Source organism: Corynebacterium guangdongense (assembly GCF_030408915.1).
Lineage (GTDB): Bacteria > Actinomycetota > Actinomycetes > Mycobacteriales > Mycobacteriaceae > Corynebacterium > Corynebacterium guangdongense.
Genome location: NZ_CP047654.1, coordinates 2,398,091 through 2,419,931, shown reverse-complemented (window position 1 = coordinate 2,419,931; position 21,841 = coordinate 2,398,091). Strand labels below are relative to the sequence as shown.

At 69.8% G+C, this 21,841-nt stretch carries 18 protein-coding genes and 1 pseudogene; 14 read left to right on the top strand and 5 right to left on the bottom strand.

What is annotated here, in order from left to right; genetic code table 11:
- Nucleotides 1-115: 115 nt before the first annotated feature.
- Nucleotides 116-2,281 (top strand): catalase, encoded by a 2,166-nt coding sequence (locus tag CGUA_RS11405; RefSeq protein WP_290198385.1) that lies wholly within the window; start codon nucleotides 116-118, stop codon nucleotides 2,279-2,281.
- Between the two features lie 17 nt (nucleotides 2,282-2,298).
- Here the strand turns inward: CGUA_RS11405 and CGUA_RS11400 are convergent, their stop codons facing one another.
- Entirely contained in the window at nucleotides 2,299-2,826 is a 528-nt protein-coding gene (locus CGUA_RS11400; protein ID WP_290195753.1) for a DUF4386 family protein, read from the bottom strand.
- Between the two features lie 66 nt (nucleotides 2,827-2,892).
- Here CGUA_RS11400 and CGUA_RS11395 point away from each other — a divergent pair, with 66 nt between their 5' ends.
- The 3 genes from CGUA_RS11395 (at nucleotide 2,893) to CGUA_RS11385 (ending at nucleotide 6,019) form a co-directional block, all read left to right on the top strand.
- On the top strand, nucleotides 2,893-3,642 hold the full coding sequence (locus CGUA_RS11395) for a MerR family transcriptional regulator (RefSeq protein ID WP_290195751.1): 750 nt from the start codon (nucleotides 2,893-2,895) through the stop codon (nucleotides 3,640-3,642).
- Between the two features lie 105 nt (nucleotides 3,643-3,747).
- Nucleotides 3,748-4,470 carry a response regulator transcription factor gene (locus CGUA_RS11390; RefSeq protein WP_290195749.1) on the top strand — a complete coding sequence of 241 codons (723 nt, stop codon included), beginning with the start codon at nucleotides 3,748-3,750 and terminating at the stop codon, nucleotides 4,468-4,470.
- Between the two features lie 16 nt (nucleotides 4,471-4,486).
- Complete coding sequence (locus CGUA_RS11385) at nucleotides 4,487-6,019, top strand: sensor histidine kinase (RefSeq protein WP_290195747.1); 1,533 nt, start codon at nucleotides 4,487-4,489, stop codon at nucleotides 6,017-6,019.
- Between the two features lie 9 nt (nucleotides 6,020-6,028).
- On the opposite strand, the gene CGUA_RS11380 is transcribed toward CGUA_RS11385, so the two are convergent.
- Nucleotides 6,029-6,457, bottom strand: a complete 429-nt coding sequence (locus tag CGUA_RS11380; RefSeq protein WP_290195745.1) for an HIT family protein — start codon at nucleotides 6,455-6,457, stop codon at nucleotides 6,029-6,031.
- Nucleotides 6,458-6,548: 91 nt separating this feature from the next.
- On the opposite strand from CGUA_RS11380, the gene purD reads away from it, so the two are divergent.
- The 3 genes from purD (at nucleotide 6,549) to purB (ending at nucleotide 10,486) form a co-directional block, all read left to right on the top strand.
- Nucleotides 6,549-7,850 (top strand): phosphoribosylamine--glycine ligase, encoded by a 1,302-nt coding sequence (gene purD, locus CGUA_RS11375; protein ID WP_290195742.1) that lies wholly within the window; start codon nucleotides 6,549-6,551, stop codon nucleotides 7,848-7,850.
- A 76-nt stretch (nucleotides 7,851-7,926) separates the two neighbouring features.
- Complete coding sequence (locus CGUA_RS11370) at nucleotides 7,927-9,036, top strand: pyridoxal phosphate-dependent aminotransferase (protein ID WP_290198384.1); 1,110 nt, start codon at nucleotides 7,927-7,929, stop codon at nucleotides 9,034-9,036.
- A gap of 13 nt (nucleotides 9,037-9,049) precedes the next feature.
- A complete protein-coding gene (gene purB / locus CGUA_RS11365; RefSeq protein ID WP_374725077.1) occupies nucleotides 9,050-10,486 on the top strand; it encodes an adenylosuccinate lyase in 1,437 nt (478 codons plus the stop codon).
- 2 nt (nucleotides 10,487-10,488) lie between these two features.
- Here the strand turns inward: purB and CGUA_RS11360 are convergent, their stop codons facing one another.
- Nucleotides 10,489-11,025: a dihydrofolate reductase family protein gene (locus CGUA_RS11360; protein WP_290195740.1), complete on the bottom strand. Its 537-nt coding sequence runs from the start codon at nucleotides 11,023-11,025 to the stop codon at nucleotides 10,489-10,491.
- A 61-nt stretch (nucleotides 11,026-11,086) separates the two neighbouring features.
- Between CGUA_RS11360 and CGUA_RS11355 the strand changes: the two genes are divergently transcribed.
- The 5 genes from CGUA_RS11355 to CGUA_RS11335 are packed head-to-tail and all read left to right on the top strand — an operon-like array spanning nucleotide 11,087 to nucleotide 17,327.
- The gene (locus CGUA_RS11355; protein ID WP_290195738.1) at nucleotides 11,087-11,980 is read left to right on the top strand and encodes a phosphoribosylaminoimidazolesuccinocarboxamide synthase; all 894 of its coding nucleotides are present in this window, start codon (nucleotides 11,087-11,089) and stop codon (nucleotides 11,978-11,980) included.
- 3 nt (nucleotides 11,981-11,983) lie between these two features.
- Nucleotides 11,984-13,819, top strand: coding sequence for an aminodeoxychorismate synthase component I (gene pabB, locus CGUA_RS11350; RefSeq protein WP_290195736.1), 1,836 nt, complete (start codon nucleotides 11,984-11,986; stop codon nucleotides 13,817-13,819).
- Entirely contained in the window at nucleotides 13,820-14,479 is a 660-nt protein-coding gene (locus CGUA_RS11345; protein ID WP_290195734.1) for an aminotransferase class IV, read from the top strand. It abuts the gene before it with no gap.
- Nucleotides 14,472-16,613 carry a S9 family peptidase gene (locus CGUA_RS11340; RefSeq protein WP_290195732.1) on the top strand — a complete coding sequence of 714 codons (2,142 nt, stop codon included), beginning with the start codon at nucleotides 14,472-14,474 and terminating at the stop codon, nucleotides 16,611-16,613. The genes CGUA_RS11345 and CGUA_RS11340 overlap by 8 nt, the downstream gene beginning before the upstream one ends.
- Nucleotides 16,614-16,634: 21 nt before the next feature.
- The gene (locus CGUA_RS11335) at nucleotides 16,635-17,327 is read left to right on the top strand and encodes a DUF2334 domain-containing protein (protein ID WP_290195730.1); all 693 of its coding nucleotides are present in this window, start codon (nucleotides 16,635-16,637) and stop codon (nucleotides 17,325-17,327) included.
- A gap of 64 nt (nucleotides 17,328-17,391) precedes the next feature.
- Here CGUA_RS11335 and CGUA_RS11330 read toward each other — a convergent pair whose 3' ends face one another.
- Entirely contained in the window at nucleotides 17,392-19,989 is a 2,598-nt protein-coding gene (locus CGUA_RS11330) for an ExeM/NucH family extracellular endonuclease (RefSeq protein WP_290195728.1), read from the bottom strand.
- Between the two features lie 329 nt (nucleotides 19,990-20,318).
- Here CGUA_RS11330 and CGUA_RS13230 point away from each other — a divergent pair.
- Nucleotides 20,319-20,384 (top strand): annotated as a pseudogene (locus CGUA_RS13230) (phosphoribosylformylglycinamidine synthase subunit PurS); the annotation flags it as partial.
- A 140-nt stretch (nucleotides 20,385-20,524) separates the two neighbouring features.
- Here CGUA_RS13230 and CGUA_RS11320 read toward each other — a convergent pair.
- Nucleotides 20,525-20,989: an Lrp/AsnC family transcriptional regulator gene (locus CGUA_RS11320; protein WP_290195726.1), complete on the bottom strand. Its 465-nt coding sequence runs from the start codon at nucleotides 20,987-20,989 to the stop codon at nucleotides 20,525-20,527.
- 140 nt (nucleotides 20,990-21,129) lie between these two features.
- Between CGUA_RS11320 and CGUA_RS11315 the strand changes: the two genes are divergently transcribed.
- Entirely contained in the window at nucleotides 21,130-21,828 is a 699-nt protein-coding gene (locus tag CGUA_RS11315; protein WP_290195724.1) for a LysE family translocator, read from the top strand.
- Nucleotides 21,829-21,841 lie beyond the last annotated feature (13 nt).

The window sequence follows — 21,841 nt, the reverse complement described above, 5'->3', positions numbered from 1 at the left end:
GCGCAACGAATAAAAAGATTTTTATCTAGGCTCGGCGGGAGTGGCCCCCACTGTAACCGGGGTCACCTTCCGAAAGCTCGAGACCATCGCGATCGATTCCTGGAAGGAGTCGGACATGACCTCATCCGCCGACAAGAAGCATCAGGACGCGGCCCACGTCGTTCCGGGCGCGCCCAATTCCATCACCCCGCAGGTCGAGGAACCGACCACCCCGACCGACCCTGCCCCGCCGAAGCCGGACCAGAGCGGGCCGACCCCGCACACGCCGACCGGGAAGAAGCTCCCCGTCGAGCAGGAGGACCTCGCCCAGCAGGGCAGGTTCCTCACCACCGCGCAGGGCGCCCGCCTGGCCGAGACCGACCACTCGCTGCGTGCCGGTGAGCGAGGCCCGGTGCTGCTGCAGGATCACCACCTGCGCGAGAAGATCACGCATTTCGACCACGAGCGCATTCCCGAGCGCGTCGTCCATGCCCGTGGCGCGGCGGCCCACGGCACCTTCGTCGCCAACGGGGCGGCCACGTCCGTGTCCAAGGCCGGGGTGTTCGAGAAGGGCCGGGAGACCGAGGTCTTCGTCCGCTTCTCGACGGTCCTCGGCAGCCGCGGCTCCATGGACACCGCCCGTGACACCCGTGGTTTCGCCACCAAGTTCTACACCGATGAGGGCGTCTGGGACCTGGTGGGCAACAACATCCCGGTGTTCTTCATCCAGGACGCCATCAAGTTCCCGGACGTCATCCACGCCTCCAAGCCGCACCCGGACCGGGAGATCCCGCAGGCCCAGAGCGCGCACGACACCTTCTGGGACTTCATCTCCCTGCACACCGAGGCGGTCCACCACACGCTGTGGAACATGTCCGACCGCGGGATCCCCCGGTCGCTGCGCATGATGGAGGGCTTCGGCGTCAACACCTACCGCATGATCAACGCCGAGGGGCAGTCCAGCCTGGTGAAGTTCCACTGGAAGCCGAAGCTGGGCGTGCACTCCCAGGTCTGGGAGGAGGCGCAGATCACCGGCGGCGCCGACCCGGACTTCCACCGCCGCGATCTCGCCGACGCCATCGAATCCGGCGCCTACCCCCAGTGGGACCTGGGTCTGCAGGTCTTCCCCGACGACGGGGAGGCGATGTTCGAGGGCATCGACCTGCTCGACGACACCAAGCTGATTCCCGAGGAGATCGCCCCGGTGCACATCGTGGGCACCATGACCCTCAACCGCAACCCCTCCAACTACTTCGCGGAGACCGAGCAGGTCGCCTTCCACCCGGGTCACCTGGTGCCCGGCATCGACGTCTCCGAGGATCCGATGCTGCAGGGCCGGCTCTTCTCCTACCTGGACACCCAGCTGACCCGCCTGGGCGGGCCGAACTTCAACCAGATCCCCATCAACCGCCCGCACACGGACGTCAACGACATGTTCCGCGACGGCTTCCACCAGACCGCGGTGCACAAGGGGGTGGCCCCCTACCACCCGAATTCCCTCGACGGGGGCTGCCCGTTCCTGGCCGGTGCCGAGGACGCGCCGCTCATCGACGTCCCCGCCGAGATTCGACAGGGCCAGATCACCCGCAAGAAGCCGGCGTCCTTCGACGACCACTTCTCCCAGCCGCGCATGTTCTGGCTGAGCCTGAGCGAGGTGGAACAGGAACACCTCGCCGACGCCATCAGCTTCGAGCTGGGCAAGTGCTACGAGCAGGCCGTCAAGGAGCGCACCGTCGCGGTCCTCGCCAACGTCGATCAGACGCTCGCCGCCACCGTCGCGGGCAACCTCGGGCTGCCCGCGCCCGAGCCGGTGGAGCTTGCCGACGTGGAGCCCAGCCCCGCGCTCTCGCAGCTGCGCGGGACGTGGCCCCTCGACGGTCGCCAGGTCGGCATCCTCGCCACCGAGAACTCGCCGGCCGGGGAGATCGGCGAGCTCGTGTCCGCCGTCTTCGACGCGGGCATGGTGCCGCTGGTCATCTCCACCCGTGGCGGCAAGCTCGCCGACTCCGAGGTCGACGTGTCCCGCACCTACCTCACCGCCCGCTCCATCGAGTTCGACGCGCTCATCGTCGCCGACGTTCCCCCGGTGGCCGCGGCGCGGGTGCTTCTCGACGAGGCCTTCCGCCACCACAAGGCCATCGCCCTGCGCGAGGACGCGCGCGCGGCCGTGGCGGCCGCCGGCGTCGACCTCGATGCCGACGGCGTGGTGGACGGCGCGACGCTGCCGGCGCTGCTGGACGAGGTCAAGGACCTCCTGGCCGCGCACCGTGTCTGGACCCGCGAGGTCCCGGCGCAGGCCTGAGACGGAGGCGTGCCCGCCTAGCGGCGGGCGCGCCCGCCCCGGGCGAGCAGCCACAGCAGCAGCGCCACCTCCCCGACGAAGGAGACGCCGGAGACCTCCACGCCCAGCGGGAGCAGCGCATCGACGAGGTAGCCGGCGCCGGCGAGGAACACCAGCGCGGCGATGAGGCGTGGCACGACGGTGCGCCACCCGAGCACGCCCACGGCGAGCAGGTGCAGCCCGAAGACGCCGAGGCTGGGTTCCCAGATCCGCTCGAAAGTGTCGACCTCCCCGCGCAGGAGGAAGCCCACGGCCACGGTGAAGACCGTCGCATAGAGCAGCCGCAGCCCCGCCGCTGCCACGGCGAGCGGGCCGCCGCCGGGGGAGAGGACGTCGGAGAGCGTGACCGCCACCACGACGTCGAGCAGGACGACGACGGCCAGCAGCAGGCCGGCCGCCGTCGTGTGCCCGGCGGGGAGGGCGAGGAAGACCGCCAGGGGCGCGAGCACCGCCATGAGGGCAAGACCGGCGCCGGCGGTCAGGGCGGTGGCACGCGCTGTCGTCATGGGTGAAATCCTATTCCGGTGGCACGGCTTGCGCTTGACGTCGCGGCAACTGCCACGATGGTGCCCATGAGCGATCACACGATCGGCGAGGCCGCCGACATCCTCAAGGTCACCACCCGCACCCTGCGGCACTGGGACTCGATCGGGCTGCTGACCCCGAGCCGGCGCACCACTGCCGACCACCGCCTCTACAGCGACGAGGACCTGGCGGTGGGCGCGCGGATCCTCATCTACCGCGGCGCCGGAATGGCGCTGGCGGACATCACGCGGGTGCTTGCCGAGCCAGCCAGCGCCCGCGAACACCTCACACGCCAGCGGCGGCTGATCAGCGAGAAGATCGCCCGGCTGCGCCGCATGAACGACACCATCGACATCCTGCTGGAGGAAAACATGAGCACCGAACACACCGTCGACGCCTTCGGCGACGACTGGCCCGGTTACGCGGAGGAGGCCGAGGCCCGCTGGGGCGGCACGCCGGAGTGGGACGAGTCGCAGCGGCGGGCCCGGGGATTCACGGCGGGGGACCGGGAGGCGTTCCGGCGTCGGCAAGCCGAGTTCGTGGAACTGCTGGCCGACGCCGCGGCGCGCGGGGTCGCGCCGGGCACGGCGGAGGCGGCAGCGCTCGTCGACAAGCACCTGGCCTCCATCGAGGGCTTCTACGAACTGAACCGGGACCGGCAGGTGATCCTGGCGCGCATGTACGCCGCCGACGAGCGCTTCGACGCGGCCTATCGCGGGCACGGCGCCTATCTCAAGGAGCTCGTCGACGCGCAGGCGCGCGCGGAGGGGATCGATCCGGGGAATGCGAACTGGTGAGCGCACAGCAAACTAACAGGGAAGGGTAAGCGGGGAAGGAGAGGACTCCTGTTAACTGGAAGGGGTTAACGCCACCCCTTTCGGAAAGACGGACTCAGAAACCACATGGACAACACGAATGATCGCGCAGCCAATTCCCCGGTGAAGGTGCTCGTCGTCGACGACGAGCCCAACATCGTCGAGCTGCTGACCGTCAGCCTGAAGTTCCAGGAGTTTGAGGTCGCCAGCGCCACGTCCGGCCAGGAGGCGCTCGAGATCGCCCGCCAGTTCCGGCCGGACGCCTTCATCCTCGACGTGATGATGCCGGGAATGGACGGTTTCGAGCTGCTGGGCAAGCTCCGCGAGGAGGGCATGGACGGCCCGGTCCTGTACCTGACGGCCAAGGACGCCGTGGAGGACCGCATCCACGGACTGACCATCGGAGCGGACGACTACGTGACCAAGCCCTTCTCGCTGGAGGAGGTCATCACCAGGCTGCGCGTCATCCTGCGCCGCGGCCACGTCGCCTCCAGCGGCACCGAAGACGCCACCCTGCGCTACGCGGACCTCACCCTCAATGACGAGACCCACGAGGTCACCAAGGCCGGCGAGATCATCGAGCTCTCGCCGACCGAGTTCAACCTCCTGCGCTACCTCATGCTCAACGCCGAGGTGGTGCTGTCCAAGGCCAAGATCCTCGACAACGTCTGGCACTACGATTTCGGCGGCGACGGCAACGTGGTCGAGTCCTACATCTCCTACCTGCGCCGCAAGGTCGACACCGGCGACGTGCCCCTGATCCACACTGTCCGCGGCGTCGGTTACGTCCTGCGCACCCCGCGCCAGTAGCCCGGGACTGAACTAGGTGCCGAACACCCCTCATCCCGTCCGCGGCCCCCGGCTGATTCACAGCCGGGCGCTGCCCCTGCGCGTCTGGTTGGTCATCGTGCTCGTCGCCGTGTCCTCGATCGGCTTGCTGGGCAGCTCGCTGGCGGTCCATTACGCGATGCGCGGCGTGCTCATGGAGCAGGTCGACGAGGAGCTGCGCAGCTCGGCCGTCGGCTGGACCCAGAACCCCGAGATCTACCAGTCCGGGGTGGTGCGCCCGCCGACGCAGTTCTCCGTCGTCGCCATCACCCCGGAGGGGCTGGCCAGCTTCCTCTATGACGACGGTTCCCGCCCCGACTTCACCGAACTCGAGGTCGGGGCTCCCCCGCAGACCGTGGGCTCGCTGCCGGGTTCCGCCTCCAACGACCAGTGGCGCGCGATGGGGGCGGTCAACGAGTCCGGCGTGATCATCATCGTCGGCAAGAACCTCTCCTCCCAGCGCCAGCTGCTCGGCGGCCTGTCCGCGGTGCAGCTGACGATCAGCGCGATCGCCCTGGTGGTGATGGCGCTGATCGGCGCCGGCTTCATCCGCCGCGCGCTGCAGCCGCTGCGCGAGGTGGAACGCACCGCCCAGGCGATCTCCGCCGGCGAGATCCACCGACGGGTGCCCTACTGGTCCCCGGACACCGAGGTCGGCCAGCTGTCGATGTCCATCAACATCATGCTGGCGAGGCTGCAGGAGTCCCTGGAGTCGGCGAAGAACTCGGCGCACATCGCCCGCGACAAGGAGGCCCAGATGCGCCGTTTCGTCGGCGACGCCTCCCACGAGCTGCGCACCCCGCTGACCAGCGTCCGCGGCTACGTCGAGCTCTACCGATCCGGCGCCACCAAAGACGTCGACCTGGTCATGGACCGCATCGACGCCGAATCGGGCCGGATGAAGCTGCTGGTCGAGGATCTGCTGGCCCTGACCCGCGCGGAAGGCTCCCGACTGGAGAAGACCAGCGTCGACCTGCTGGAGCTGACCCTGTCGGCGGCCGCGTCCGGCCGGGCGGCGTGGCCGGGGCGTGGCATCGAGGTCGTCAACGACACCTCCGGCATCCCCATCGTCAACGGTGACCCGGACCGGCTCCACCAGGTGATCACCAACCTCATCAACAACGGTCTCAAGCACGGCGGCGAGGAGGCGAGCGTGACCATCCGACTGCACCGCGACCCCGCCGAACCGGGCCGCGAGCTCATCGACGTCATCGACGACGGCGGGGGCATGAGCGAGGAGACCGCCTCACACATCTTCGAGCGCTTCTACCGCGCGGACTCCTCACGCTTCCGGGGCACCGGCGGCTCCGGGCTCGGCCTGGCCATCGTCCGCTCCCTCGTGGAGATGCACGACGGCACCGTCAAGGTGGCCTCGAAGGAGGGGGAGGGCACGACCTTCCGCATCAGCCTGCCGCAGAAGATGGGCCCGCGCCCCAGCCTGCCGGACGGCGGCGAGGCCCAGGCAACGGGCGACCACGCCGTGACGGGGGAGCCGGAGCAGGAGGAGGCGGACGCCTCCCGCCGGGGCTGACCCCCGGGGTCAGGGGTTCGGGCGGCCGTCCGCGTCGACGTCGAGCAGTTCCCGCAGCCGCTCGGCGGCCTCGTCCATCGCGGCCGGATCGGTCTCGTCGGGGCGCATCGCGGTGGCCAGGTTGTATCCGGACATGTCGTTGGCCGGGAAGACGTGGATGTGCGCGTGCGGGACCTCGAAGCCGGCGAGGAGGTAGCCGGCGCGCTCGGAGCCGAAGGCCTCGATGACGGCGCGGCCGACCTGCTGGGCCACCTCGTTCATCTGGGCCCACAGCTCCGGGTCGATGTCGGTCCATTTGTCGATCTCCTTGACCGGGACGATCAGCGTGTGACCGTAGGCGACCGGTTCGATCGACAGGAACGCGACCACCGTGTCATCGCGGTAGATGAAACGACCCGGCAGCTCACCGGAGATGATCTTCGTGAAGACGCTACTCATGGTTCCCCAGCGTACCCAAGTACCTGCTCTTTTCCAGCGGGCCTCCGGCTGATCCGTTCGGGCCTCCCGGCAGGTCGGTAGGCTGAGGGGCATGCGCATTCTCGTCATCGGCTCGGGCGGCCGCGAACACGCCCTTCTCACCGGCCTGGCCAAGGACCCGTCCGTGACCGACCTCCACGTCGTCCCGGGAAACGACGGCATGACCAAGGTCGCCACCTGCCACCCGGAGGCGGGCGCCGTCGATGATCCGGCCGCCATGGTCGCCGTGGCCGAGCAGGTCGGGGCCGATCTCGTCGTCATCGGGCCGGAAATCCCGCTCGTCGCCGGCGTCGGCGACGCCCTGCGCGAGGCCGGCTTCCGCGTCTTCGGCCCGGACAAGGCGGGCGCGATGATCGAGGGCTCCAAGCAGTTCGCCAAGGAGGTCATGGACGCCGCCCAGGTCCCGACCGCACGCAGCCTCCAGCTGGTGCCGGGCGCCACCGAGGAGACCATCGAGGAGGCCCTCGACTCCTTCGGCCCGATGTGGGTGGTCAAGGACGACGGTCTGGCCGCCGGCAAGGGCGTCGTGGTCACCGATGACCGCTTCGCCGCCCGCACCCACGTCGAGGCCGTCCACGCCTCCGGCAACCCGGTGCTCCTGGAGGCCTTCCTCGACGGCCCGGAGGTCTCCCTCTTCTGCCTGGTTGACGGCGAGACCGTCGTCCCGCTGCTGCCGGCCCAGGATCACAAGCGCGTCTTCGACGGCGACGAAGGCCCGAACACCGGCGGCATGGGCGCCTACACCCCCCTGCCGTGGCTGCCGGCCGACGGCGTCCAGCGCATCGTCGACGAGGTCTGCGTGCCGGTGGCCAAGGAAATGGTGCGCCGCGGCACCCCCTACTCCGGACTGCTCTACGCGGGCCTGGCCTGGACCGCCGAGGGCCCCTCCGTCATCGAGTTCAACGCCCGGTTCGGCGACCCGGAAACCCAGGCAGTCCTGGCGCTGCTGAGGTCCCCGCTGGGCGAGGTTCTCGACGCCGTGGCCTCGGGCACGCTGGCCGAGTACGTCGCCGAGCACCCGCTGGAGTGGGCGCAGGGCTACGCCCTGACCGTCGTCCTGGCCTCCGCCGGCTACCCGGCGTCCTCCACCAAGGGCTCCCCGATCACAGGCGAGGGGCTTGACGACGCCGACGCGGTCCTCCACGCCGGCACGGCGTCTCGCACGCTGTATGACGGGACCACCGAGTACGTGTCCGACGGCGGCCGCGTCCTCAACGTGATGGGCGTCGGCGCCTCCCTGGAGGAGGCCCGCGCGGTCGCCTACGAACGGGTCGCCAAGATCACGTTCCCCGACGCGGTCTACCGCACCGACATCGCACTCCCGGCCGTCGAGGGGCGCATCGCCCTGCCGTAGGCTGGAGGGCATGACCAAGCAGACTGATGCCCGCACGCTGATCGCCGGGCGCGGAGTGGTGGAGCCCTTCCGTGTCATGAAGATGCTGGACCTGGTCCACCGCCGCCGCGCGGCCGGCCAGGAGACCATCATGCTCTGCGCGGGGCAGCCCTCCACGGGGGCGCCGGAGGCGGTGCTCTCGGCCGCCGAGACCGCCCTGCGCGATTCCCCGCTCGGCTACACCGAGGTCGTCGGTGACCGGGGGCTGCGCGAGATCGTGGCGCACTGGCACTCCCGCACCTACGGCGTGGAGACCGGCCCCGACAACGTCGTCATCACCACCGGCTCCTCCGGCGGTTTCGTCGCCGCCTTCCTGGCCACCCTCGAGATCGGCGACACCGTCGCCCTGGCCCGACCGGGTTACCCGGCCTACCGCAACATCCTCAAGTCGCTCGGCGTGGGCGTCGTCGACCTGCCCTGTGGCGCGGAGACGAATTTCCAGCCGACCGCGGCGATGCTCGAGGCGCTGCCCGAGCCACCGAAAGCGGTGCTGGTCACCAGCCCGGGCAACCCCTCCGGCACGATCATCGACCCCGGGGAGATCGAGAAGATCGCGCAGTGGTGCGACGCCCACGGCGCGGTGCTCATCTCCGACGAGGACTACCACGGCCTGAGCTTCGGCAAGCCGACCGTCACGGCGCGGCAGTTCTCCGACAACGCCATCGTCGTGGGCACCCTGTCGAAGTACTTCTCCATGACCGGTTGGCGCGTCGGCTGGCTCATCCTCCCGGACGCGTTGGTCGAGACCGTCGAGAACCTGCAGGCCTCGCACTCGCTGTGCGCCCCGGCCATCAGCCAGATCGCCGGGCGCGCCGCCTTCAGCCCGGAGGCCACCGAGGAACTCGACGGCCATCTGGAGCGCTACCGCGAGACCCGCCGGGTGCTGCTCGACGCCCTGCCGGGCATCGGCCTCGACACCTTTGCCGAACCCGACGGCGGCCTCTACCTCTGGGTCGACGTCTCCTCGGTCACCGAGGACTCCGAAGCGTGGGCCAGCGAGCTGGTCGACGCCATCGGCGTGGCCCTCGCCCCGGGCGTCGATTTCGACCCCGTGGACGGCCACTCCTGGGTCCGCCTGAGCCTGTGCGGCCCGGCGGAGGAGGCTGCCGAGGCGGTCCGCCGACTGGGGCAGTACCTGGGTCGCTAGTGGTCATGCCATAATCGGTGGTGTGGCTGACAACATCATCATGAACGTCCTCGCAACCCGATACGCATCCCCGGAAATGACGGAGATCTGGTCCCCGGAGGCCAAGATCATCCTGGAGCGCCAGCTCTGGATCGCCGTCATGAAGGCGCAGAAGTCCCTCGGCATCGACATCCCCGACGCCGCCATCGCCGCCTATGAAGCGGTCATCGCCGACGTCAACCTCGCCTCCATCGCCGAGCGCGAGCGCGTCACCCGACACGACGTGAAGGCCCGCATTGAGGAGTTCAATGCCCTGGCCGGTCACGAGCACATCCACAAGGGCATGACCAGCCGTGACCTCACCGAGAACGTCGAGCAGCTCCAGATCCACCGCTCGCTGACCCTGGTGCGCGACAAGGCCGTCGCGGTGCTGGCGCGCGTCGGCAAGCATGCGGCGCAGTACCAGGCCCTGGTCATGGCCGGGCGCTCCCATAACGTGGCGGCGCAGGCCACCACCCTGGGCAAGCGATTCGCCTCCGCCGGCGACGAGATGATCGTCGCCGTCGAACGCGTCCAGGAGCTCATCGACCGCTACCCGCTGCGCGGCATCAAGGGCCCGATGGGCACCTCCCAGGACATGCTCGACCTCGTCGGCGGCGACGCCAACAAGCTGGTCAGCCTCGAGCGCGAGATCGCCGACTTCCTCGGCTTCCGCCACATCTTCGACTCCGTCGGCCAGATCTACCCCCGCTCCCTCGACTTCGACGCCGTCTCCGCCCTGGTCCAGCTCGGCGCCGGCCCCTCCTCCCTGGCCACCACGATCCGCCTCATGGCCGGCAACGAGACCGTCACCGAGGGCTTCAAGGAGGGCCAGGTCGGCTCCTCGGCCATGCCGCACAAGATGAACGCCCGCTCCTGCGAGCGCGTCGGCGGCATGCAGGTGCTGCTGCGCGGCTACCTCACCATGGTCGCCGACCTCTCCGGCCAGCAGTGGAACGAGGGCGACGTGTTCTGCTCCGTGGTCCGCCGCGTGGCCCTGCCGGACGCCTTCTTCACCATGGACGGCATGTTCGAGACCTTCCTGACCGTTCTCGACGAGTTCGGCGCCTTCCCGGCGATGATCGAGCGCGAGCTGGAACGATACCTGCCGTTCCTGGCCACCACCCGCATCCTCATGGCCGCCGTCCGCGCCGGCCAGGGCCGCGAGGAGGCCCACGAGATCATCAAGGAGCACGCCGTCGCCGTGGCCCTTAACATGCGCGAGAACGGCGGCGGCCAGGACCTGGTCGAGCGCCTCGTGGCAGACGAGCGTTTCCCGCTGGACCAGGCCCAGCTGGAGCAGGCGCTGGCCGACAAGCACGCTTTCATCGGCGCCGCCGAGGCCCAGACCGGCCGCGTCATCGCCCGCATCAACGACCTGGTCGAGGAGCACCCGGAGGCCGCGGCCTACACCCCGGGCGACATCCTTTAGCCTCAGCCCGTCACATCGAAGGCCAGTTCCACGAACTGGCCTTTCTTTGTGGCGCCGGTCAGTTCCAGACGGTCGCTGAACAGGTTCCGGGGCAGCAGCGGTTTGCCGGTGGCGAGGAACGCCGGGGCCAGCGTCAGTGTGATTGTCGTCAGCGCCCCGGCGTCGAGGAACTGCCCGGCCAGGTCGCCGCCGCCTATGATCCACACCTCGCCGGTCATCTCCGGGATCACGGACTGCACCGGCCCGTTGACCACCTCGATGTCCACTCCTTCCGGCACCGGCAGGTCACGGGAGGAGAACACGAAAGTCTTCTGCCCGCCATAGGGCCAGGCCCCGGGGTTGTCCAGCAGGTCCATCTCCCGCAGCAGCCATTCGTAGGTGTGCGAGCCCATCACAAGAGTGGAGATCCCCGCCAGGAACTGCCCGGCGCCCTTCTCGGTTTCGGCGGCGCCGGGGACGTCGAAAAGCCACTGCAGGGAGTCGGCCTCGTCGGCCAGGAAGCCGTTGAGGGTGGCGGCCGTGTAGTAGTGGAAGTCCATGCTCGCCAAGATACGTCCATTCGATTACCGAAGCCGATGCACCGGGTCTAGACTGCCAGCCATGCGACCCGAGTTGTCTGACTACGACCACCTCTCCGCCGGCAAGGTCCGCGAGCTCTACGAGATCGACGAGGACACCCTGCTGATGGTGGCCACCGACCGCATTTCCGCCTACGACCACATCCTGGATCCCGAGATCCCGGACAAGGGACGGGTGCTGACGGCGATGAGCTTCTTCTTCTTCGACCAGATCGACTTCCCCAACCACCTCGCCGGCCCCGCCGACGACGAGCGCATCCCGGCCGAGGTCCTCGGCCGGGCGATGGTGGTCAAGCGTCTGAAGATGATGCCCTTCGAATGCGTCGCCCGCGGCTACCTCACCGGCTCCGGTCTGGAGGAGTACCAGAAGTCCGGCACGGTCTGCGGCATCGCGCTGCCGGCGGGCCTGAGCGAGGCCTCCCGCCTCGAGACCCCCATCTTCACCCCGGCCACCAAGGCCGAGCAGGGCGACCACGACGAGAACGTCTCCTTCGACGTGGTCGTCGACAGGCTCGGCGAGGAGCGCGCCACCGAGCTGCGCGACGCCACCCTCAGCATCTACTCCCAGGCGGCCGCCATCGCCGAGGCCAAGGGCATCATCCTGGCCGACACCAAGTTCGAGTTCGGCGTCGACGAGAACGGCACTCTCGTGCTGGCCGACGAGGTCCTCACCCCGGACTCCTCCCGCTACTGGCCGGCCGAGTCCTACCAGGTCGGCGAGGTGCAGCCCTCCTTCGACAAGCAGTACGTCCGTAACTGGCTGACCAGCGCCAAGTCCGGCTGGAACAAGTCCTCGGATGCCACCCCGCCGGCGCTTCCGGGATCGGTCGTCGAGGCCACCCGCGAACGCTACATCGAGGCCTACGAGCGTCTCTCCGGCGAGAAGTTCTGCACCTGGGTCGGAGACTGCGTCTAGCCCGTGCGCCTGCTCGTCATCGACAACCGGGACTCCTTCACCTGGAATCTCGTCGAGTACCTCGCGGGGTTGACCGGGCTGGAGCCCGAGGTCGTCGACCACCACGCCCCCGTGCCGGACTTCACCCGCTACGACGCGGTGGTCATCTCACCCGGCCCCGGCACCCCGGAACGTCCCGCCGACGTCGGCATCAGCGTCGACGCCCTCCACAGCGGCCTGCCCGTCCTCGGCGTGTGCCTGGGGCATCAGCTCATGGCGCTGGAATCCGGCGCGCGCATCGTCCGCGCCCCGGAACCGGTGCACGGCCGCGTCGACGAGATCACGCATGCCGGCACCGGGCTTTTCGACGCCCATCCCTCGCCGATGCCGGTGGTGCGCTACCACTCCCTGGTCGCCGTCGACCTGCCGCCCACTCTGGAGGTCACGGCGGTCAACGCCGAGGGACTGGTCATGGCCCTGCGCCACCGCGAGAAGCCGTGGTGGGGCGTGCAGTTCCACCCCGAATCTGTCGGCGCCGAGGGCGGTCTGGGGATCCTGGCCAATTTTCTGACGCAGGTGCGCCCCGTCCTGCACACCCGCGTCCTGCCCGGCGCGGTGGACACGGCGGCGGCCTTCCGCACGCTCTACGGGGACGCCCCGGAGGCGGTGTGGCTCGACGACGCCACCTGCACCGGCGTGTCCTACCTCGGCGTCCCCGCCCGGACGATGACCGCCGACGGCGCGGAGGCCTTCTCCGCGGTGGGCGCACAGCTGCGCCACCGCCCGCACGATGAGGCCCTGGGCCTGGACTTCCAACTCGGGTGGGTCGGCTGGTTCGGCTATGAATGCGATCCCCGGGCCACCTTCGAGTCCCCGCTGCCCGACGCCTGGTGGGCGCGCCTGGACTCTGCCGTCGCCGTCGACCACGCCACCGACCGCACGGTGCTCCTGTATCTGGGCGACGGCGCCGAGCCGTGGTTCGACGCCGTGGAGTCGGCGCTGCAGGACCTCGAGCCGGTGGCGGTGCCGGCCGCCCCAGGCGTCGCCGTGCCCCCGCATCCGCGCGAGCCCTACCTGGCCGCCATCACCCGGGCCCAGGAACTCATCGCGGCGGGGGAGACCTACGAGGTCTGTCTCACCACCACCATCGCCGTCGACTCCTCCGTGGACCCCCTGGCCGCCCACCTGCGTCTGCGTGCGGCGCATCCCAGCCGCTTCGGCGGATACCTGCGCGCCGGCGGCGTCGCGCTGGCCTCGGCGACCCCGGAGACCTTCCTGCGCATCGACGCCGCCGGCGTCGTCAGCACTCGCCCCATCAAAGGCACCCGCGCCCGCGGCGCCGACGCTGCCGAGGACGAGGCGCTGCGCCGGGATCTGGCGACCAACCCCAAGGACCGCGCCGAGAACCTCATGATCGTCGACCTGTGTCGCAATGACCTCGCTCTGCACGCCGTGCGCGGCAGCGTGCAGGCCGGACCGCTCTTCGAGGTGGAGACCCATCCCGGCGCGCACCAGCTGGTCTCGACGGTCAGCGCCCGGCTCGCACCGAACACCGATCCGGTCGACGTCATCCGGGCGGCCTTCCCCGGCGGTTCCATGACGGGGGCGCCGAAGACCCGCACGATGGAGATCATCAACCGCCTGGAGACGCAGGCCCGCGGGCCCTACTCCGGAGCTTTCGGCTACCTCTCCGACACCGGGACCGTGGACCTGGCGATGGTCATCCGCACCGCCGTCATCGAACCCGGGCGCGTGAGCTACGGCGTCGGCGGGGCCATCCTGGCCCTGTCGGATCCGGAGGAGGAGTACCGGGAGACCCTGACCAAGGCCCGCCCCCTACGCGACCTCCTGGAGGGGTAGATGAACGTCTGGCGCTACGAGGGCGGCGTCATGGTGCCCGGTGACGGTGACGCACGGATCCAGGTCATGGACTCCTTCCTCGTCGCCGGGGGCGCAGTCGCCGGTCTCGACCTGCACGCCGCCCGCTTCGCGGACTCCTGCCGCCGGCTCCACGGCCGTGCCGTGCCGGACGCCCTCTACGCCTCGGTCGCGAAGCTCGTGCCCGGGCAGGGGCGCTGGTTCCCGCGCATCGAGCTGCGGGGGGACCAGTTCTACCTGCGGCTCCGCCCGGCCCCGCCGCGCCGGGAGACGACCGTGCTGTGGATCCCGCCCACGACGGATCCGCGCACGCGGCCGACGCACAAGGGCCCGGACCACGAGGCGCTGGCACAGCTGCGCGGGCGGGCCGTCGAGCACGGCGCCGACGACGCGCTGCTCCACGACGGGACCCACGCGCTGGAGGGGGCGAACTCCGCCCTGCTGGTGCGCATCGGCGAGGATCTGGTGCAGTCGGACGGGGACGTTCTGGCGTCGACAAGCGTGATGCTGCTCGAGGAACCGGTGCGGCGCGCGCCCCTGCCGCTGGCGACAATCCGGTCCTACCCGGCGTGGACGCTGAGCGCGCTGCACGGGATGATCCCGGTGTCGGGGTGGGTCACTACCATGGGCAGGCATGACTGACCCCGCCCCGTTGACAGCACCTGTCGCAGCACGCAAGCCCATCACCCGCACCTTCCACGGACGTGAGTTCGTCGATGACTACGAGTGGCTGCGGGACAAGGAATCCCAGGACACCCTGGACTACCTCAACGCCGAGAACGCCTACACCGACGCGGCCACCGCCGACATCCAGCCGCTGGCCGAGACGATCTACCAGGAGATCAAATCGCGTGTGAAGGAGACCGACATGTCCGTGCCGGTGCGCGCCGGGGACTGGTGGTACTACGGGCGCACCGAGGAGGGCAAGGACTACGGCTACTCCTGCCGCCTGCCCGTGGCCGAGGGCTCCGACCCGTGGACCCCGCCCGCGCTGCCGGAGGACGGCTCCGCGCCGGCGGGGGAGGAGGTCATCCTCGACCTCAACCAGCTCGCCGAGGGCCACGAGTTCATCTCCCTGGGCGCCTCCACCGTCACCACCTCCGGGCGCTACCTGGCCTACTCCGTCGACACCGCCGGTGACGAGCGCTTCGACCTCCACGTCAAGGACCTGGCCACCGGGGAGCTGCTCGAGGACCACCTCACCGGCATCTTCTACGGCGCCACCTGGGTGGGCGAGGACTACATCTTCTACCAGCGCGTCGACGACGCCTGGCGCCCGGACACCGTCTGGCGCCACAAGATCGGCACCCCGGCGGACGAGGACGTGCTCGTCTACCGCGAGGAGGACGAGCGCTACAACGTCTCCGTCGGCGGCGTGCGCAGCGAAAAGTACCTGCTCATCGAGTCCGCCTCGAAGATCACCACGGAGACCCGGGTGCTGGAGACCTCCGATCCGGAGGGCGAGTTCCGGCTCCTGTGGGAGCGCGAGAGCAACGTCGAATACTTCGTCGACCACGCCGTCATCGCCGGTGAGGACCGCTGGGTCATCACCCACAACGCGCTGGGCCCGAACTTCTTGGTCGGCGAGTGCGCGGTGGTCGGCGAGCTGCCCGCCCTCACCGAGCTGCGCGAGCTCATCGCCCACGACGAGAAGGTCCGCGTCTACGGCGTCGACACCTACCGCGACTTCCTCGTCGCCGCGTATCGACGCGACGCCATCGGCCAGGTCGCCCTCATGCTCCTGAACGACTCGGGCTACACGCAGTTCGAGGAGCTCCGCTTCGAGGAGGAGCTGGTCAGCGTCGGCGTCGGCGCGCAGCCGGAGTGGGACGCGCCGGTCGTGCGCGTGACGACGGTCTCCTTCACCCAGCCCTCGACCGTCTCCAACTACGAGGTCGCTACCGGCACGTTCACCGAGCTCAAGAGGCAGGAGGTCCGCGGCGGTTACGACCCGGCGGACTACACCGCCTACCGTCTGTGGACCACCGCCCGCGACGGGGCGAGGATCCCGGTGTCCGTGATCCACCGCTCCGACCTGCCGTTGGACCAGCCGAATCCCACCCTGCTCTACGGCTACGGCTCCTACGAGTCCTCGACCGACCCGGGCTTCTCCATCGCCCGCCTGTCGCTGATGGACCGCGGCATGATCTTCGCCATCGCCCACGTCCGCGGCGGCGGCGAGATGGGCCGCGCCTGGTACGAGGACGGCAAGGAGACCGCGAAGAAGAACACCTTCACCGACTTCATCGACGTCGCCGACGACCTCATCGCCCGTGGGCTGACCGAGCCGGCCACACTGGTCGCCGAGGGCGGGTCCGCCGGCGGCATGCTCATGGGCGCGGTCGCCAACATGGCCCCGGAGAAGTTCGCCGGCATCCTCGCCGTCGTCCCCTTCGTCGACTCGCTGACGTCGATGCTCATGCCGGAGCTGCCGCTGACCGTCATCGAGTGGGACGAGTGGGGCAACCCGTACCACGATCCGGCCGTCTACGACTACATGGCCTCCTACTCGCCTTATGAGAACGTCACCGCCCAGGACTACCCGGACATCCTGGCCGTGACCAGCCTCAACGACACCCGCGTGCTCTACGTCGAGCCGGCGAAGTGGATCGCCAAGCTGCGCGCCACGGCGACCGGCGGGCAGTTCCTGCTCAAGACGGAGATGGCGGCCGGTCACGGCGGCGTCTCCGGCCGCTACGGGCAGTGGAAGCAGACCGGCTTCGAGTACGCCTGGGTGCTGGCCACCGCCGGTGCAGTTGACGCGCGCGACGCCTGACCCTGTGGGATAATCGCTCCCATGCCCGGGCACCTGCTTGTTTCCATTTCCTCCATCTTCTCGGAGACGCGTCCGCAGGTGGCCGACGTGATTTCCCGCCTGGAGGACCAGGGGGTCGCGGTCACCCTGCTCGTCGCCCCCCACATCGGCGACTGGCACCTGGCCAAGGACGACGAGACCCGCGCCTGGCTGGAAACCCGCCGGGATGAGGGCCACCCCCTCGTCCTCAACGGCTTCGACCAGGCGGTCCAGGGCCGCCGCGCGGAGTTCGCCACGCTTGACTCCCACGAGGCGCGCCTGCGGCTCAAGGGCGCGACGCGGCAGATGCGGAAGATGGGATTCGACTCCCCGATTTTCGCCCCGCCCCGCTGGCGCCTCTCGCCCGGCACCCTGGAGGTGCTGCCGGAATTCGGCTTTGACGTCGCCTGCTCCTCGACGGGGCTGCACGACATCGGCAACCGAGCCACCGTCCCGGGCCGTAACCTGTCCATCGGCGAGGGTTTCGGGGCGAGCAAGTGGTGGCGCACCGCCGTCGTCAAGGCCGCCGAGCGGGGCGCGGCCAAGGGGCACCTGGTGCGCCTGTCGGCCTCGGGCCGCAACCTCAACGACGCCAAGACCGTGAAGGATTTCCTCACGGCCGTCCGGGCCGCCACCGAGGCCGGCGCCGTGCCGAGCGACTACTGCGCCTTCAGCCGGCAGCTGCTCGAGAGGTAGCCAGCACACGACGGAGGCCGTCCCACCCGGGTGGGACGGCCTCCGTCGTGTGCTGGCGGGGATATTACTGTCGCTGACCCCAGCCGAGGGCGGCGGCGAGCCAGCTGAGCACGCTGCCGCTGTTGCCGCGGTGGGCGGCGTTCTCATTGGCGTTGGGGTTCAGCGGCTTGTCGGCGCCCGGACGGGGGTCCGTACCGGTGCCTGGCTCGGACTCCGCCGGCGTCTCCGTCAGGGTGAAACCGACCTTGATCGGATCGTGGTCGGAGGAGCGGAACGGGGTGGTGTCGTAGAAGTCGACGGTGTTGTAGTTGCGGCGGGAGTATTCGTAGGCGATCGGCTCGTCGGCGTTGATGTTCCAGACGCGGGCGTCCTCCACCAGCGCCATCGCCTCGGCATTGCCGAAGGCGTGGTCGAGGGAGCCGAGCTGGCCGTCGAACTGGTAGGTCGGTTCCCCGCCGGCGTGGGAGAGGTTGATGTTGGTGTAGCCGTTGGCCTCCAGGACGCGGGCCGCGTCCTCGCGGGTGTAGGCGTTGAGGTCGCCGAGGATGAAGACCGGGGCGTCGGCCCAGTCGGTCTGGGCGTCGAGGGCGTCGATGAGCGCCTGGGACTGGGCGGTGCGCAGGGAGGCGTTGTTGCCCTGGCCGTCGCCGGTGTCGGCGTCGCCGCGGGAGACCGAACCCTTGGACTTGAAGTGGTTGGTCACGGCGACGAAGGTGCCGGCGCCGTCGACGGTCTCGAACTCCTGGGCCAGCGGCTGGCGCGCGTCCCCGGTGAAGGCGTCGTGGTTGAAGATGCGGGACCCGCCGACTGGGGCGACGGTGGCCGGGTCGTAGATGAAGCCGACGCGGATGACGTCCTCGTCGATGCCGACCTCGGCCGGGGACTCGACGTAGGCCCAGCGCTCGTGGCCGGCGGCGGCGTTGAGGGCGTCGACGAGCGCTGCCAGGGACTCGTCACGACGCTCGACGTCACCGGTGACGGCCGCGGTGTTCTCGATTTCCTCCAGGCCGAGGACGTCGACGTCGAGGCCGTTGATGGCGGCCACGATCTTGGCCTGCTGGTCGGTGAAGGCCTCCTCGGAGAAGGCGCCGCGGACCGTGCAGTAGTTGGCGCCGACGGGGGCGCCGTACATGTCGGTGTAGGCGCGGCAGCCGTCCTCATCCTGGCCCAGGGAGGTGAAGTAGTTGAGGACGTTGAAGGAGGCCACGGAGTACTCGCCCGCGACGGTGTCCATCGCGCCCAGTTCGGCGGTCCGGGACTCGGTCCAGGTGATCGGCAGGTCGGCGGCGGAGTTGTGGCCGGTGATCGGCTGGGTCGGCTGGAAGCGCCAGAGGTCGTGGTCGAAGTCGACGATGACCGGGTGCTGGAAGCTGACGGCGTCACCGGTGCGGATGGACTGGTGGACGCCGCCGTCGACGGCGATGTAGGGCAGCGGGGTGGCCTGGTCGGTGCGCCCGTAGTTGCGGGTGCGGCCGTCGTCCAGGGTGATGAGGGCGGCGTCGTTCTCGGCCTGCAGGGAGATGGCCTCCTCGCCCGGCAGGACGACGTCGGTCGGCGTGCGCAGCGGCTCGGAGCCCGGGGCCAGGCCGATCTCACCGTAGGAGTTCAGCGCGTAGTTGTTGGTGACGGTGTGCTCGCCGACCGGCAGGACGAGCACATGCTCGAAGGCCTCGCGGGCCTCGTCGCCGGCCGGGAGGGTGTCGATCTCCAGTGCGGTGACCGGGGCGAAGGGGGCGTCGGCAGGCGCGAAGCTGGCGGAGCCGAGCTGGGTGACCTCGTAGTACTCCTCGGCGGTGCCGGTGACGACGACGGAGTCGCCGACGGCCGGGTAGGCGCCGGTGGCGCCGACGTAGACGAAGATCGCCGGGGAGGCGGCCGTGACCTCCGTGCCCGTGCCGGGCTCCTGGATGACGTAGCCGTTCATGCCGCCCTCGGCGTAGACGGCGGTGACCACGCCCTCGGTGGTGACCTTCCGGCCGAGGTACGGGGTGGCCGGGCCCTCACCCTGGATCTGGGAGACCGTGAGCTTCTCAGCCGGTGCGTCCGGCTCCGTGACGGGAGCATCGTCCCCGCCGGCGGTGCCGGCCGGGGTGGGGGTGCCGACGGCGAAGTCTGCGGAGTTGTCGTCGGTGTCGACGCCGGTCTCGACGCGCGCGACCGAGGTGGAGTTGCTGGTGCCCGCGGCCGGGGCGGTCTCGAACTTCGCCGCGCCGCCCCAGCCGACCAGGTCGACGACGGCGCCGGAGCCGTCGCGTAGCTCGGCCACCGCCTGGGTCCCGGAGAAGTTGAAGGAGCCGGTCTCATCCGGGGTCGGCAGGACGCCGGTGGAGTTGGTGCCGGCCTTGCCCTGGACCAGGTAGGTCGATTTCGCCGGGACGGTGCCGTTGAGGGTGTGGGCGGTACCGGTGTTGCCGGCCGCGGACTGCTGGTCGATGACCCACCCGGTGACGTCGATGTCGGCGTCGGTCGGGTTGTACAGCTCGACGAAATCATTGCCGTAGACCGAGCCGGAGTTGCCGCCGCCTCCATAGACCTCGTTGATGACGACGTTGTCACCGGCCGGGGTGGCGAGCGCGGCGGGCGCGGCAAACAGGGAGGCTGCCGTGCCGAGGGCGGTGGTGATGGCGAGGGTGGTGGCGCGACGCCGGGACCGGACGCTCATGGGTAATCCTTCGGAACTAGGGAAAACAGGGAATTAGAAAAGATCTTCGGACATCCGTTGTAGCCCCTGTGGATCGCCTGTGCAGGACGCGTATAACACCACCGCAGGGCCTTTACCGGGTATTGGGCAAGAGTTCACCCCTTCGTTACGCGAGGGTGGCGTAGCGGTCACTCTCCGGGGGTGACCGCTACGTGCCCGAGCAGGAACATGTTCAGGTCGACCCAGGGGGCTGCACTGGTGGGATCCGCGAGCGCCATTCCCGGCCCAGTCGATCTGAAGGCCGGAAACCCCAGGCCCGTTGAGTTGTCACTGTCCTTCCGAGGGAAGAAATCCTGGACCCGCCGGGCCAGATGGTGGTCCGGGCGCTGGGGCACCTCGGCGTCAGCGGCGTCGCGCCCGGCTGCCAGGCTTCTCCTCGCCGTCGGGGAGCCGGCTCAGGCGGGATCCGCGACCCGGCCGGATCTGTGCCATCACGTCGTCGGCGGATAAGGATCGATTCTCGCCCGTGGGTGCCTTCTGCTCGTTTCCGGCCCCGCTAGTCCAAGTGATCGGCCGGCACGGCACGGTCGTCGACCACGGTGCGCATCACCAGCGTCGAGGTGATCTTCTCGACGCCCGGCAGCGCGGCCAGGTGGTCGTCGCGCAGACGCTGGTAGTCGGTGAGGTCGCGGGCGACGAGGCGGATGAGAAAGTCCGGGTCGCCGAAGAGCCGCTCGGCGGTGAGCACCTCGGGGATGGCCGCGAGCCCCTCCTCCAGCGCCTCGACGGTGGCGCGGTCCTCCTTGCCCAGCGTGATGAAGGCGATGACCTGCGTCGAAAAGCCCAGGGCCGCCGGGTCGACGCGGGCGTGGAACCCCTCGATGACGCCCTCGTCCTCCAGCGCCCGCAGCCGGCGCAGGCAGGTCGAGGAGGAGACCCCGGTGTGATGGGCCAGGCCCGCAGCTGAAATTCGTGCGTTTTCCTGCACCAGCGTCAGGATCCTGCGGTCAACGTCGTCCATGTGCCTGATTCTTGCATAAACCACGGCGAAGTCATTGGAAATGGGATTTTCCGGCGGTATTTTTCCCGGCCAGAGCCCCCAGGCAGACTGATCTCCGAGACACCTCACACATCCCACTTCACACATCCAGGAGGCCCGGCATGGAGGCATCGGTGGTTCTGAGTTTCTGGGCGCTCGCCCTGCTCCTGTCGGCGACGCCGGGGCCGGACTGGGCACTCGTGCTCGGGCACAGCCTGGGCGGGCGCAGCATCGTCCCGCCGCTGACGGGCATCGCCCTCGGCTACCTGGGCCTGACGACGGTCGTGGCCGCCGGCCTCGGCGCCGTCGTGGCCTCGCAGCCCGCGGTGCTGACCATCGTCACGATTCTCGGCGCGCTGGTGCTGGCGTGGATCGGCGTCGGCATGCTCCGCTCCGCAGTGGCTGGGCCGGACGGCGGCCTGACGCCGCCCGCCGAGGAACCCGGGCAGACGTCCCCGACGGCAGGGGGCGGGGTGGCGCTGCTGGAGCGCGCGACGACGGGGAGGCGGACCCGGACGCGGGGGCAGATCATCGCGCAGGGGGCGACGGTCAGCGGCCTCAACCCGAAGGGCCTGCTGCTGTTCGTGGCGCTCCTGCCGCAGTTCGTCAGCCCGGCCGCCCCGCTGCCGGTGTGGGCCCAGATGTTCACCCTCGGACTGGTCTTCATCGTGTCGGCGCTGTCGGTCTACACCGCCCTCGGCCTCACGGCGCGTCGCCTGCTGGCCGGCTCCGAACGTGCGTCCAGGATCCTCACCGGCGTCGCGGGCGGAGCCATGATCCTGGTCGCCGCCGTCATGCTGGCGGAGCACTTCCTGGGCTGACCTCAGCCCCGGC